This window comes from Mangrovimonas cancribranchiae (assembly GCF_037126245.1).
Taxonomy (GTDB): domain Bacteria; phylum Bacteroidota; class Bacteroidia; order Flavobacteriales; family Flavobacteriaceae; genus Mangrovimonas; species Mangrovimonas cancribranchiae.
This window is the reverse complement of the sequence record NZ_CP136925.1, coordinates 2448497-2462104: the sequence shown is the minus strand read 5'-3', so window position 1 is coordinate 2462104 and position 13608 is coordinate 2448497. Positions and strand designations below refer to the sequence as shown.

Sequence of the window (13608 nt, the reverse complement as noted above, 5' to 3'; positions counted from 1 at the left end):
TACAGCTTATTTTTTAACTAAAAGATAAGTGAGCAAAGAAATTGAGATTCCAATTAAAATAGGATCTAAACCATAAGGAATATCAGCTTCTATAAACATGATGATTAACGTTGAAAACCCACCAAAAAGCATAGCTAAAAGTGCTGCTAAAGGTTTCTTTTCTTTTGAATAAAGCATTCCTAACACAGGAACTAATAAACCAGAAACCATAAACGCATAGGAGCTAAGCATTAAATCTAAAACACTAGTCATTAACGTGGCAATTACGATGGCGCAAAAACCAATAGCAAAAGTTATAATTTGTGATATGCGAATAGTTTTAGGATTGCTGTCATTCATTCCTAAAATATCTGTAGTAAAATTACCCGAAGCAGCCAGTAAACAACTATCTGCAGTAGACATAATTGCCGAAAAATAAGCCGATAGCATTAAGCCCATTAATCCTACGGGTAATACGTTTTTAAGTAACATAGGCAAGCCTATTTCAGGATCCATACCAGCAGCAGATATAAAACCTTCTGGAGCAAAAACACCTTGTTCTGCAGCAACACGAGCTAGTAAACCAAGGGCAACACCCATAAAAGCCATAATGGGGTATTCAAAAAAACCAGCAATGTACCATGCTTTTTTAGCTGTTTTTTCGTTTTTACAGGCATAAATTCGTTGGTAAAGTGTCATCCCAACAAACCAAATTGGGATAATGGTAATACTCCAATTTAATATGTCAATCCAAGTGAGGTTGGTTAGACTGAAAAACTCTTTAGGTAATGCTTTTGAAATGGTTTCAAAGCCACCAAGCGTTGAGTAAGCTATGGGAATTCCAATAAAAATCAAGCCTATCATTAAAATAATCCATTGAAATGTATCGGTGTAGATAACGGCTTTTATGCCACCAAATACAGTATACAATAAAGCAATGCCCCCCATGATAATTAAGGCGTGATTTAAGCTTAATTCGGGAAACGTGCCAATAGCTAACTTTGCACCAGCTAATAGTTGTGAAGCGGTAAAGCCAAGATACCCAATAAATGAAATAATACCAGCAACAAGCGCTACGTTTTTACCATAATTGCGCTTTAAAAGTTCGGGAAATGTTAAGAGGTTGAATTGATGCCCGTCCTTAATCACTTTTGGTATTAAAAATACGGCACTTAGCCAGGCGCCTACAAGTCCTGTAAATAACATCCAAGAACCAGATAGGCCCATAACAAACCCTAAGCCGCCAAGACCAATGGAGAAACCGCCACCAACATCGGTAGCGACAACCGATAGGCCTACGTGCCAACTACTCATATTGTTACCGCCTACGTAGTAGTCGCTTGCACTTTTGTTCTTTCTGTAGTAATAAAATCCGATTGCCAGAACGACAATCATGTAAATAATAAAAACAAGAATATCTATAAGGTTCATACAGACTGTTTACTTTTTCAGCCGCATTTCAAGATATTTGTTTTCAAATCCTAGTTTTTCGTAAAGGTGAATGGCAGGATTGTTAGGTTCTACGTGAAGTGCAATGTCGCCATTTGTTAAATCGATAGCTTTTTGCATAAGTTGTTTGCCAATGCCTTTGCCACGTGCGTTTTCGTGTACCGCAATGTAAACAAGAATGTTTTCGGGTATATAACCGTCCATTCCAGTTTCGTTAATTATAGTAATGCCTTGAATGCCTTCTTTATCTTTAATTACCAAAACAAAACCACCTTGAGCCGAGATATTATCTTTTACAGCATAATCTAAACATTTGGCAATGTCTTTTTTGTCATCGCCAAATTCTTGCAAATGCGTGTGAAGAAAATTAATAATGGTATCTTTCTCTTCTTGAGATGGTTTTGTGTTGGAATTGTATATTTTGAATACATTCATAAATTAAATGGCTTCTTCGTCTCTAATAGACTGAATGTAAGAGGCCTTTTGAATTTCTTTTCTTCTTTCAACAGATTTTTTAGTGTAATATTGGTTTTCACGAACTTGTTGCATGATTTTAACATTACGGTGCTTACGCTTGTAACGTTTTAATGCGCGTTCAATTTTTTCGCCTTCTTTTACTTCAATTTTTATCATATATGGTTTTTAGAGTATTATTACTAAGGATTATCCTAAGTAAGTTTTTAATATTTTGTTTTTTGAACTGTGTCGTAATCTACGAATTCCTTTTTCTTTAATTTGTCTTACACGCTCTCTTGTTAATCCAAATGTTTCTCCTATTTCTTCTAAACTCATAGGTTGTTCGTTACTTATACCGTAGTATAAACGAATAACATCGGCTTCGCGTTGTGATAAGGTGTCTAAAGCGCGATTTACTTCAACATTTAAAGAGTCTTTTAATAACTCTTTGTCTGGATTAGGAGATTCGCCAGATTTTACAACGTCGTATAAACTAGAGTCTTCACCTTCTTTTAATGGGGCGTCCATAGATAAATGTCTGCCTGAATTTTTCATAGACTGTTTTACATCGCTAACAGTCATGTCAAGTTCTTTAGCAATTTCTTCTGGACTTGGTGGTCTTTGGTGTGCTTGTTCTAAATGAGAATACGCTTTGTTGATTTTATTTATGGACCCAATTTTATTTAATGGTAAACGAACAATTCTAGCTTGTTCTGCTAATGCTTGTAAAATGGATTGACGAATCCACCAAACGGCATAAGATATAAATTTAAACCCGCGTGTTTCATCAAATCTTTTAGCAGCTTTAACCAAACCTGCATTTCCTTCGTTAATTAAATCGGGTAATTTTAATCCTTGATTTTGATATTGTTTGGCTACAGAAACCACAAAACGTAAGTTGGCTGTTGTTAATTTATCCAAGGCTTGTTGGTCTCCCTCGCGAATACGTTGTGCTAACTCAACTTCTTCTTCAGCTGTAATTAGGGGCATTTTACTTATATCTTGAAGATACTTGTCAAGTGACTTAGATTCTCTGTTGGTAACCTGCTTGGTAATTTTTAACTGCCTCATATACTTTCCGAAAATTTATGTTATGTAATGTTATGAACTCTACAACATAACTTTTTTTTTGGAAAATCCAAAAAAAGTAGCACTTCTTTTTAAAAAGACGCAAAAATTAAGAAGATGTTAACACTTTGTGTGTGAGTACATTTTAATTTACAGAGTCTTTGGTTTGTTTCTTTTTACCAAAAATATTTCCAATAAGATTTTTTACGCCTTCTTCTACAGTATTATTGTTTGTGTTTGTTGTGTTTGTTGTGTTTGTTGAGTTTGTATTAGTTGGTGTTTCTGTTTCTTGATTATTATTTATACCGCCAAGTAAATCTTTAATTGTGTTGGATCCTTGGTTTAATAGTTTTTGTTTTTGAATTTCAATTAATTGATTGGTAAGGTTAGTTGCTGCACTTGATAAATCGGTTTTTACCGTTGGGCTTGTAAAACTACCACCTATGTTTGCCGTAACAGGAATGGAAAGATTATTAACTTCTTTGTCATCTATTTTTCCAATAAGTCTATTAACATCGCTTCCTAAATATTTTGCTGGTACTTGAAATACCACATTGTAGTCTATAGCTTTATCGAAGCTGTGCGCACCAGAAACCTGAATGTCGATGTCTTCATATTTAACGTTGAATGGTTTAACGTTAACTTGTCCATTGTTAAATTCTAAATTGGCTTTTAAATCGTTTAAGTTTAGTTTTTTGAAATCAATAAAATCAACATTGCTTTCTAACTTACTAAGTAAAGGTGAATTTTCGGTGGTAATTTCTTTTGTAAGTAATTCGGCAAAAGCATCTCCAGAAATACTTGTTAGTTTTGGGGAAAACTCACTATCTAAATCGCCTGAAAGGTGTAAGGTTGAATTCAATTTTCCTTGTAAAACATTAGCAATAGGAGCAAGGACTTGCAAGAGTTCTAAGTCTTTAAACGACTGCGAAATATCAAAATTATCGGCACCAAGATCTAGATTAAATGTTGGCGTGTCATTTTTAGTGTCTACAAGTCCATTTATAGATAATCCGCCATTGAAAATTTGGGAGGTCATATTATTTAGCGATGCTTGTTGGTCTTTAATAACAAGCGATCCTTTAACATCTTTAAGTGTAAGGTTGTTGTAAACCACTTCTTTGGCATCGGCATTGATGGTACAATCTAAAAAATCGGGGATTTTTAAAGATTCGCTTTCACCTGTTGTTTTATTGTCTTCGCCTGTTTCTTCATCGGGTACCATAAAGTCACTAACCACAAAATTATTGGAATTTACGTTAAAGTTTCCTTGTAATTTTTTGTCGCTAAGTAAAAAGCCAAGTAAGTTTTCAATAGTTCCAGTAGCATGTAGGTCGCTTTGTCCAGTTGAGGCGTTAAAGTTTTTTAAGGTTATGGTTCCAGGTTTGAAATCTATATTAGCTTGTGTAATTTCGATAGGGTTTACAATGTCTTCTGATGAAAATATAAAATCGCTAATGCTAACGGTTCCGTTGTTTTTAATACGGTTGTAGGCATTGGTTTCTATGGCATTCATGTCGAAATTGGTGTTGATATTCCCCTTTAAAATACCTGTTAATTCGTTGTCTAGTTCAACCGGGTAAGCTTTAGTAATATTACCTAAGTTAAGTGTGCCGTCTATATTGGCGTTGACTAACATATTTTGGGTTATATTCTTTAAGACTGCTGAAGATTTGAAGACGTCTTCATCAATCTTAAAATTAAGAGTTTGTATGTCTACAAACGTATCGTCAAGATTTCCAGAGGTGTTTTTTATACTTGTATTAATACTAATGTTTTTTATACTTTTTGGAAGATCTGGGTATTTAAATGAGGCGTTATTGGATACAATGTTAATATCCATTGTAGGAATGGTTTTCTCGGTAATCATACCTTTTACAACCCCTGAAATTTTAAAGTTCCCTGTAGTTTCTACGTTAGAAATATCTTTAGAATAATTTTCTGGAATGACCGCTAAGAAATCCTTAAATGATGATCCTGGATTTTTAAAGGTAATGTCCATATTTTGACCCTCATCTAGTAATTGTACAAAACCATCAAACTCTAGAGGTAATTGATTGATGTAAGCTTTATTATCTTTAAAGGTGTATTTTTGGTTTTCTAAATCCAACCCAAGAATTGCTTCTAATTTTATATGGTTGTTGTTTAAGTATTTGGTGCTGTCAAGGCTTAGGCTTACATTGGCTTCTGTATTGGTGTTGAGTTCAGATTTTTCTGCGGAAAAGGTTCCTTTTCCTTCATGATTGAGTTCTGTGATAAAAAATTCGGTTTTTGAACTTTCATCAATATAGGTTAATGCACTATTGGTGATGGCGTAATCCTCAATATCGAAAGCAAAACTGCTGTCACTATTAGTGTCTTCTGTAGTTGTTTCTATGTTTTCGTTTTCTAAGGCAATGTCGTAATTTGTTTGCCCAAGCGTATTGGTTTTTAAGGTAACTAAGGCTTCATCTATATTAATGGAGTTAATAACAATAGCATCTTCATTGGCTGTTTTAAATAATTCTTTAATCGACATGGTAAAAGCAATCGACTTTACGGTGGCCAAGGTTTCGCCTTCAAACGGTTTTTTGTTAGTGATTGTTAAATCGTCTACATTGGCATAAGCTTGTGGGAAGCTTCTAATGAAGCTTAAATCGACATCGGAAAACTCTACTTGAGCGTTGAGGTTTTGATTTAAAAATGTTTTAACCATATCCTTTATTTGTCCTTGAAAAACAAAAGGAATAGCTAATAACAATAAAAAAATAATGCCTAAAGTAATGCCTAGTATTTTAAGAGCTTTCTTCATAATTGGATTAGGATGTATTTATGTAGGTATATACGTATTACAATAGTGCTTTGGTTTCTGCTATGCAAATATAAGCTATAAGGTTAAGACACATTTAACGAAACAAAGCCAAACTGTTAAGTAAACTTTAACATTATAATAAACTGACTCAGGATAAGCTTATAAGGTTTTTATTGGGAAGGGTGCTTTGATTTTGGTGCAAGCCTTGATCTATTCAAATCTCGATTATCGAGTAAATCAATTTCTTCATTCACCTTTAAATTGAAGCGTTTTCTAAATAAATATACGCCTAAATATAAGAATGGTGTATCTAGCAAAGCGACCAAAACTTTAAAAATAAAGCCACTTAAAAGTAAGCCTAAAAATAAGTGCCATTCTATTTTCCCAAAAGAGCATAATAGAAACAATACCGTAAACGTGTCTACAAATTGCGATAGCCAAGTTGAAAAATTATTACGAAGCCATAAATGTTTACCTTGGGTTAAGCGTTTCCAAAAGTGATAAATTTGGATGTCAACAAATTGTGCTAACAAATACGCCATCATACTAGCAAATACAGCAATCGCAGTACTGCCAAAAACGGTAGAGAATAAACTATCTTTTACAGGCGACCATTCAGTTGCAGGAACAGCATTGGCCACATAAACAATTAACATAGAGAAAAACGATGCAAAAATACCAGTAACAACCACTTGATTAGCACGTTTTTTGCCGTAAATCTCACTGATTAAATCGGTGATTAAAAAGGTGATGGGATAAGGTAGTATCCCTACAGAAATCTCAAATAATTTAGCATCAAAAACTTCAATGTTTCCTGGATACCAATAAAAAAACTTCTGAAAAATAAGATTTGACACTACCAAAGACGTAATGAACAAAGCAGCCAAAATCAAGTAAATACGTTGTGCTGCTAATTTGTCTTTTTGCGCCATAGGTAAATTGTGAATAAATAGGTTGACGTAAATATAAGCTATTAAAAATACTTTTAGTTATTTTGACACTTCTTATGACAACTACCCATAACGTATATATTGCACTCGGAAGTAACAAAGGTGATAGGTTAAAACACCTGCAAGATGCTATTGACTTGATTTTTGAAAAATTAGGTCGTATAGAAGCCATTGCCAAGGTTTACAACACGCCAGCTTTAGGGTTTCAAGGCGACGATTTTTTTAATTCCTGTTTGTTATTGCAAACCGAATACGATGCGCAAACGGTTATTAACACGTTATTAGAGATTGAAAAACACCTAGGACGTGAGCGCAGTTCAGCTTCAGGATATGTCTCAAGAACTATAGATTTAGATGTGTTGTTTTTTAATGATGAACACATTGAAAGTGAAGCGTTAATTGTGCCGCATCCAAGACTACACGAGCGCAATTTTGTGTTACAACCCATGTTGGATATTGCTGCCAAATTCACACATCCCAAGTTTAATAAAACCATTATGCAATTGATGGTAGAAAGCCCAGACGATAGTGTTTTGGAACCAGCCAATGTTTGGTTGAAAAATCCCATTAAAAAATACGAGTTGTCAAAGCTGAATTATATCGCTATTGAAGGTAATATTGGTGCAGGAAAAACCAGTTTAGCTACAAAAATAGCTAACGAGTTTAATGCTAAATTAATTTTAGAGCGTTTTGCCGATAACCCGTTTTTGCCTAAGTTTTATGAAGATCAACAACGTTACGCGTTTACTTTAGAAATGTCGTTTCTGGCCGATCGCTACCAACAAATTAGCGACGATTTATCGCAATTGGATTTGTTTCGTGATTTTATTGTGAGTGATTACGATATTTATAAATCCTTGATTTTTTCTAAAATCACCCTACCAGAAGACGAATTCAGGCTTTACAGGAAGTTATTCTACTTAATGTACAAGGATATCGCCAAGCCAGAGCTTTATATTTATCTCTATCAAAATACTAACCGATTACAGGAAAACATTAAAAAGCGTGGTCGCGATTACGAAAAGAATATAGAAAATGCCTATCTGGAGAAAATTAATGCCGGCTATTTGGAGTTTTTAAAAAACCAAAACGAGCTCAATGTAAAAATGATTGATATCTCCGATAAAGATTTTGTCAAGCATCGCGAAGATTACTTATGGTTGTTAAATGAGATAAGTAATGAAACACAAGATTGAGTTTTTACCAGAGTGTACACGTGAAGGCTGAAATGTCTTGTATTTAATTATGATTACCGAACATATTAAAATAAAACAACAATAATTGCCGTTTAATTAGTGCAATTATTGTTGTTTTAAAAATTGTTCCCAATAAAGGAATAATTTAATATGTTAGTTTTTCATTACTTTTATGTAAGCTTCTTTATTGTTTTTAGAGGTAAGCTTAACAAAGTAAATCCCAGCAGGTTGATTAATGTTTAACGCAATATGTTTTGTGTTTTTATATGTTTTATTCATAATTACTTGTCCTAAAACATTGGTTAAATTGAGCGTTAACTCCTCAATTGGTGTTTCAAATTTAATGTTGAATTTGTCGTCTGTAGGGTTAGGGTAATAAGTAAATTGATTGTCAAATTCATTGCTAATTAAACCCAAAGTAGCGCATTCTGAAAGTGTCGGGGCGCAATCTCCAGTCCAACCCGTACAAGGTGGTGTGGGGGTATCTGCAGGATTACTAGCTAACACCTCTCTTGATGATTGTGGTGGATCTGTTTCTGATGTTTGTGCCGCAGGAACACATTCTTCTATTAGCCAAACACAAAAGCTGCCGGTTGTAGTGGTTTTTACCCATTCCCAATTAGTACCACTCCATTCTATTGTGTAAGTGAATTTTGTGTTAGCAGCGTCGCAAGCCGATTCTCCTACATATTGTGAGCAATCAGCCGAAGAAGAGTTCACGCCAGTATATTTGGTTTTTCCGTTTTGGGTGTCTATTCCGTTTATTTGAATGTAATCGCTTAAAGCGTCAGCTTCTGTACAAGATCCACTTACGGTAATGGTTTGAGAAAATGTAAATTGAACAATAAAAAAAGCACAAAAGGAAAGTAAAGTTTTGTTCATTTTAGTTGGGTTAAATTAGGGTTAATATTTGTTTTAGGTTTTAAAAAAAGAACAAGGCTAAAATAAATAAAATCTTTAACTTAGCGTAAGTTTTTTCGTATAATACCTATGCTTTTAACTTAGCAAACACATCCCAAACGACAACCCCACAACTTACCGAAATATTTAAACTGTGTTTGGTGCCAAACTGTGGAATTTCAATAACCATATCGCTAGCCGAAACAACGTCTTGCTGCACGCCTTTTACTTCGTTGCCAAAAACCAAAGCATAAGTCGTGTTGGGTTCAGGTATAAAATTGTTAAGCATTGTGGCGTTTTCTGCTTGCTCAATAGCGAGAATTTTTGCACCATCATTTTGCAATTTTTTAACGAGATCAAGTGTGCTTTCAGCATATTCCCAAGCCACGGTTTCGGTGCTTCCTAAAGCGGTTTTATGAATGTCTTTATGTGGTGGCGTGGCGGTAATACCGCAGAGGTATATTTTTTCAATTAAAAAGGCATCACTTGTTCTAAATACCGAGCCAATATTATTTAAACTGCGGATATTGTCTAATACTATAATTAGAGGTGTTTTCTTTGAAGCTTTAAACTCATTAACATCTAAACGATCTAATTCGCTGTTTTTTAGTTTTCTCATCTTAAAATCTATCAACAATTGTAGATAACTTATCGGTTATCCGTTTCAAAAAACATAGATTTATACTTACATTAGCAAACCTACAATTAGGAGCAAAAATACAATTAAAAACTTAGTTTACCATTGGCAAAAAAAGCAAAGAAAGTTACGCCGTTAATGCAGCAGTACAACACCATTAAAGCAAAATACCCTGATGCGATGTTGTTGTTTAGAGTAGGGGATTTTTATGAAACCTTTGGAGACGATGCTGTTAAGGCAGCCAAAATATTGGATATTGTTCTTACTAATAGAAATAATGGTGGCGAAAAAACCGAATTGGCTGGATTTCCGCATCATTCCTTGAATACGTATTTGCCAAAGTTGGTGAAAGCTGGCGAGCGTGTGGCTATTTGTGACCAATTGGAAGACCCTAAGCAAACCAAAAAAATCGTAAAACGTGGCGTGACTGAGTTAGTAACACCTGGAGTCGCGTTGAATGATGAGGTGCTCAGCTCTAAGTCCAACAACTTTTTGTGTGCCGTTCATTTCGATAAAAAACAAATAGGCGTATCGTTTTTAGATGTGTCGACAGGTGAGTTTTTAACCTCGCAAGGTAATGCTGAGTACATCGATAAACTCCTTCAAAACTTTAATCCAAGTGAAGTTTTGGTGTCCAAGAAATCAAAAACAAGTTTTAATGAGGCCTTTGGAGAAGACTTTCATACGTTTTATTTAGAAGATTGGGTGTTTCAACCCGATTATGCCAATGAGACCTTAACACGTCATTTTAATACAAAAACACTAAAAGGGTTTGGCATAGATAATCTTTACGAAGGCATTATTGCTTCTGGAGCGGTGTTGCATTATTTGTCCGAAACACAACACAATAAATTAGAGCATATTACATCGGTAAGCCGTATTGCTGAAGATGAATATGTTTGGATGGATCGATTTACCATTCGCAATTTAGAATTATATCATTCTACTAATGTCAACGCGGTAACTTTATTAGATGTTATTGATCATACCATAACGCCAATGGGTGGCCGATTGCTAAAACGATGGCTGGCTTTACCGCTTAAAAATGTGGAAAAAATAAAGCAGCGTCATCAAGTTGTTCAGCATTTGTTGGATAACAATGCCACGCTTCAAAAAACACAAAACCATATAAAGCATATTGGCGATATTGAGCGTCTAATTTCCAAAGTAGCGACAGCTAAGGTGAGTCCGCGAGAGGTTATTCAACTAAAAAACTCCTTGGAAGCCATTGTGCCTATAAAAGCTTTGGCCTCGCAAAGTGATAATGACGCCTTGCGTGTTTTGGGCGATACGTTGCAAAGTTGCGACACGCTACGTGAAAAAATTAAGGAAAGTTTAAATGAAGAAGCTCCCGTAAATATTTTAAAAGGAAAAACCATAGCAGATGGATTTTCATCAGAGTTGGATGAGCTACGGAAGTTGTCCTCTTCAGGAAAACAATATCTGGACGATATGCTCGATCGAGAAAGCAAACGCACAGGAATTCCGTCGTTAAAAATAGCGTCTAATAATGTATTTGGGTATTATATTGAAGTCAGAAATACACATAAAGATAAAGTACCCGAAGAATGGATACGCAAGCAAACTTTGGTAAGTGCCGAGCGTTATATTACCGAAGAGTTAAAAGAATACGAAGCCAAAATTTTAGGCGCCGAAGAACGTATTTTAGCTATCGAGCAACAATTGTTTTCAGAATTGGTAAGTTGGATGAGTCAGTTTATAAAACCGGTACAACAAAACGCCTTTTTAATAGGAAAAATAGATTGTTTAAGTGGGTTTGCAACCTTGGCAAAAAACAACCAATATACATTTCCAACTATAGACGATACGTTTGCGTTGGATATTAAAGATGGACGCCACCCAGTAATTGAAAAACAATTACCACCAAGCGAAGCTTATATTGCTAACGATGTGTTTTTAGATCGCGAAACCCAGCAAATTATTATGATTACGGGGCCTAATATGTCGGGTAAATCGGCAATTTTACGTCAAACAGCCTTAATTGTATTATTGGCGCAAATAGGAAGTTTTGTGCCAGCAAAAGACGCTAAAATAGGTTTGGTAGATAAAATTTTTACCAGAGTTGGTGCTAGTGATAACATTTCTATGGGCGAATCGACCTTTATGGTGGAGATGAATGAAACCGCTTCCATATTAAATAATATTTCCGATAGAAGTTTAGTACTTTTAGATGAGATTGGTCGCGGAACAAGTACTTACGATGGTATTTCCATAGCTTGGGCCATAAGTGAATATTTACACGAACATCCAGCAAGACCAAAAACATTGTTTGCAACGCATTACCACGAGCTTAATGAGATGACCGAAACCTTCAACCGTATTAAAAACTATAATGTGTCGGTAAAGGAGTTAAAAGATAATGTGTTGTTTTTGCGAAAACTTATTGAGGGTGGAAGTGAACATAGTTTTGGAATTCACGTGGCAAAAATGGCTGGGATGCCACAACACGTTATCCAGCGAGCCAATAAAATCTTAAAAAAATTAGAAAAATCGCATTCCAGTCACGAGCTAACCGATAAAGTTAAAACATTAGCCGACGACGAAATGCAATTAAGTTTTTTTAATTTAGACGATCCCTTGTTGGAGCAAATTAAAGAGGAAATCATTCATACTGATATAGATACGCTAACGCCAGTAGAAGCATTAATGAAGCTTAACGAGATAAAACGTATGCTAGTAAAAAAGAAGCAAGCATAATTCTTTAAAAATATTTTAAAAAAGCCTTTGGAATTCTAAGAAATGTATTAAATTTGCCCTCGCAAATGAGAGAAACGTTCATTTTTAAATTTGCGAAAGTAGCTCAGGGGTAGAGCATCACCTTGCCAAGGTGAGGGTCGCGGGTTCAAATCCCGTCTTTCGCTCTGAGACACAATAGTCCAAGCAGAAGTGGTGGAATTGGTAGACACGTTGGACTTAAAATCCAATGACCATTTTGGTCGTGCGGGTTCAAGTCCCGCCTTCTGTACTTATTTTAAAAGGCTTTAGATTATTTCTAAAGCCTTTTTTTGTTTGTAAATCCAACAAAAGGTATGTTTAAAGGTATGGTTTAAGGTATTTTGTTTTAGAATATTCTTTTTTAGTTACATTGATCCTTGGAGCTGTAGGAAAGTTTTTTAGTTATGATTTTAATCAAAAAAATAAGCCTGCTATATAGCAGGCTTAACTAATGAAATAGCTTATCTTATTGATGAAAAACTTACGGGTTTAATTGTTTAATAGTCACAATAATTAAAAATGCTATAGCAAATGAGCTACTAATAATAGTGATAGCATTAATTTTAATGCTTTTTTTCTTCAGAATTGAAATTAAGCCGTATGTAATATTAAAAACTATTAAAAGCAGCATCGGAATAGTCAATATTTCCCCGAAAAATTGTAAGGAACCAGTTGAATCGGGAGGGGTGTATGAGAAAAAAACAATCAAAACAAAGTAAGCTAAACTTATAAAACTTAGGTACATTACTATTTTAGAAAGCTTATGTGAATTATCCATTGTTATGAGTTTTATATTAATGGTTTAATAGTTTCATCAAAACTAATCACTTCTCTTTTTATTTAAAATAAGTAGAAATGCGTATTTTCATTAAATCATGATTCATTTTCAACTTCATTAACCATTGTAGTTAATTTTGTATTCAACATATTGATGTTTTTTAAATTTAGATATGGATATAGAGTTATTGCATATAAAATGTAAAGAGTCAACACGTAAAGCCTTTAATGAATATAAAAGGCAAGTTGACGTTAGATTATTTCCTTTTGATAAAGGGTTGCATGAGAATTTGAAAGCGCAAATGTTTCAAGATATAGGAATGAGTGTCACTAAATACTTTGTAAATAATTATAGCTTATCTTTAGAGCAATTAAAGTATTTAGATAATACTTTAAATGAATATAAGATGTTAGCGGGTAAAACAGCAGATAATTATTCCAAAAGGCATTTTAATATTTAATTTATTTATATGATTGATTTAAAAACATTCAAAGAGTTTAGTAAATCTAGGCAAGTTGATGAAATTTTAAGTTCTGGAAAAGTTCTAGATACCCACAATACAAAGAACCTAAAAATTATTTCTTATCAAATGAATGGTTTTATTGTTGACATGCAGTATGATTTAAAAACAAGTGAGTTTTTAGGGTTATATTATGGTAATTAATTAA

The 13608-nt window shown here is 34.2% G+C and carries 12 protein-coding genes and 2 tRNA genes; 6 read left to right on the top strand and 8 right to left on the bottom strand.

Going from position 1 to position 13608, the window contains the following annotated elements:
- Window positions 1-6: 6 nt before the first annotated feature.
- From R3L15_RS11330 to R3L15_RS11305, 6 genes are all read right to left on the bottom strand, one after another.
- Window positions 7-1410 carry a sodium:solute symporter family protein gene (locus tag R3L15_RS11330; RefSeq protein WP_338731798.1) on the bottom strand — a complete coding sequence of 468 codons (1404 nt, stop codon included), beginning with the start codon at window positions 1408-1410 and terminating at the stop codon, window positions 7-9.
- A gap of 9 nt (window positions 1411-1419) precedes the next feature.
- Window positions 1420-1863 carry a GNAT family N-acetyltransferase gene (locus R3L15_RS11325; RefSeq protein ID WP_338731797.1) on the bottom strand — a complete coding sequence of 148 codons (444 nt, stop codon included), beginning with the start codon at window positions 1861-1863 and terminating at the stop codon, window positions 1420-1422.
- 3 nt (window positions 1864-1866) lie between these two features.
- Window positions 1867-2061, bottom strand: a complete 195-nt coding sequence (gene rpsU / locus R3L15_RS11320; protein WP_338731796.1) for a 30S ribosomal protein S21 — start codon at window positions 2059-2061, stop codon at window positions 1867-1869.
- A gap of 30 nt (window positions 2062-2091) precedes the next feature.
- Entirely contained in the window at window positions 2092-2955 is an 864-nt protein-coding gene (locus tag R3L15_RS11315) for an RNA polymerase sigma factor RpoD/SigA (protein WP_338731794.1), read from the bottom strand.
- Between the two features lie 142 nt (window positions 2956-3097).
- A complete protein-coding gene (locus R3L15_RS11310; RefSeq protein WP_338731792.1) occupies window positions 3098-5743 on the bottom strand; it encodes an AsmA-like C-terminal region-containing protein in 2646 nt (881 codons plus the stop codon).
- Between the two features lie 170 nt (window positions 5744-5913).
- Window positions 5914-6675, bottom strand: a complete 762-nt coding sequence (locus R3L15_RS11305) for a queuosine precursor transporter (protein ID WP_338731790.1) — start codon at window positions 6673-6675, stop codon at window positions 5914-5916.
- 74 nt (window positions 6676-6749) lie between these two features.
- On the opposite strand from R3L15_RS11305, the gene folK reads away from it, so the two are divergent.
- Window positions 6750-7889, top strand: a complete 1140-nt coding sequence (folK, locus tag R3L15_RS11300) for a 2-amino-4-hydroxy-6-hydroxymethyldihydropteridine diphosphokinase (RefSeq protein ID WP_338731788.1) — start codon at window positions 6750-6752, stop codon at window positions 7887-7889.
- 153 nt (window positions 7890-8042) lie between these two features.
- Here folK and R3L15_RS11295 read toward each other — a convergent pair whose 3' ends face one another.
- Together R3L15_RS11295 and R3L15_RS11290 are read right to left on the bottom strand one after the other, a co-directional pair.
- Window positions 8043-8771, bottom strand: a complete 729-nt coding sequence (locus R3L15_RS11295) for a T9SS type A sorting domain-containing protein (RefSeq protein WP_338731786.1) — start codon at window positions 8769-8771, stop codon at window positions 8043-8045.
- Between the two features lie 106 nt (window positions 8772-8877).
- Complete coding sequence (locus R3L15_RS11290) at window positions 8878-9408, bottom strand: RNA methyltransferase (RefSeq protein ID WP_338731785.1); 531 nt, start codon at window positions 9406-9408, stop codon at window positions 8878-8880.
- A gap of 123 nt (window positions 9409-9531) precedes the next feature.
- Here R3L15_RS11290 and mutS point away from each other — a divergent pair, with 123 nt between their 5' ends.
- The 5 genes from mutS (at window position 9532) to R3L15_RS11265 (ending at window position 13604) form a co-directional block, all read left to right on the top strand.
- Window positions 9532-12144, top strand: coding sequence for a DNA mismatch repair protein MutS (gene mutS, locus R3L15_RS11285; protein ID WP_338731783.1), 2613 nt, complete (start codon window positions 9532-9534; stop codon window positions 12142-12144).
- A 92-nt stretch (window positions 12145-12236) separates the two neighbouring features.
- Window positions 12237-12308, top strand: a tRNA-Gly gene (locus R3L15_RS11280).
- A gap of 19 nt (window positions 12309-12327) precedes the next feature.
- Window positions 12328-12412, top strand: a tRNA-Leu gene (locus R3L15_RS11275).
- Between the two features lie 700 nt (window positions 12413-13112).
- Window positions 13113-13400: a hypothetical protein gene (locus R3L15_RS11270; protein WP_338731782.1), complete on the top strand. Its 288-nt coding sequence runs from the start codon at window positions 13113-13115 to the stop codon at window positions 13398-13400.
- Window positions 13401-13409: 9 nt separating this feature from the next.
- Window positions 13410-13604 carry a hypothetical protein gene (locus R3L15_RS11265; protein WP_338731780.1) on the top strand — a complete coding sequence of 65 codons (195 nt, stop codon included), beginning with the start codon at window positions 13410-13412 and terminating at the stop codon, window positions 13602-13604.
- Window positions 13605-13608: the final 4 nt, after the last annotated feature.

Bases quoted from the DNA above. Each gene is read 5' to 3' on its own strand.
- R3L15_RS11270 (WP_338731782.1), top strand. From the start codon at position 13,113: ATGGATATAGAGTTATTGCATATAAAATGTAAAGAGTCAACACGTAAA.
- R3L15_RS11290 (WP_338731785.1), bottom strand. From the start codon at position 9,408: ATGAGAAAACTAAAAAACAGCGAATTAGATCGTTTAGATGTTAATGAG.
- R3L15_RS11265 (WP_338731780.1), top strand. From the start codon at position 13,410: ATGATTGATTTAAAAACATTCAAAGAGTTTAGTAAATCTAGGCAAGTT.
- rpsU (WP_338731796.1), bottom strand. From the start codon at position 2,061: ATGATAAAAATTGAAGTAAAAGAAGGCGAAAAAATTGAACGCGCATTA.
- R3L15_RS11315 (WP_338731794.1), bottom strand. From the start codon at position 2,955: ATGAGGCAGTTAAAAATTACCAAGCAGGTTACCAACAGAGAATCTAAG.
- R3L15_RS11325 (WP_338731797.1), bottom strand. From the start codon at position 1,863: ATGAATGTATTCAAAATATACAATTCCAACACAAAACCATCTCAAGAA.
- folK (WP_338731788.1), top strand. From the start codon at position 6,750: ATGACAACTACCCATAACGTATATATTGCACTCGGAAGTAACAAAGGT.
- R3L15_RS11305 (WP_338731790.1), bottom strand. From the start codon at position 6,675: ATGGCGCAAAAAGACAAATTAGCAGCACAACGTATTTACTTGATTTTG.
- R3L15_RS11310 (WP_338731792.1), bottom strand. From the start codon at position 5,743: ATGAAGAAAGCTCTTAAAATACTAGGCATTACTTTAGGCATTATTTTT.
- R3L15_RS11330 (WP_338731798.1), bottom strand. From the start codon at position 1,410: ATGAACCTTATAGATATTCTTGTTTTTATTATTTACATGATTGTCGTT.
- R3L15_RS11295 (WP_338731786.1), bottom strand. From the start codon at position 8,771: ATGAACAAAACTTTACTTTCCTTTTGTGCTTTTTTTATTGTTCAATTT.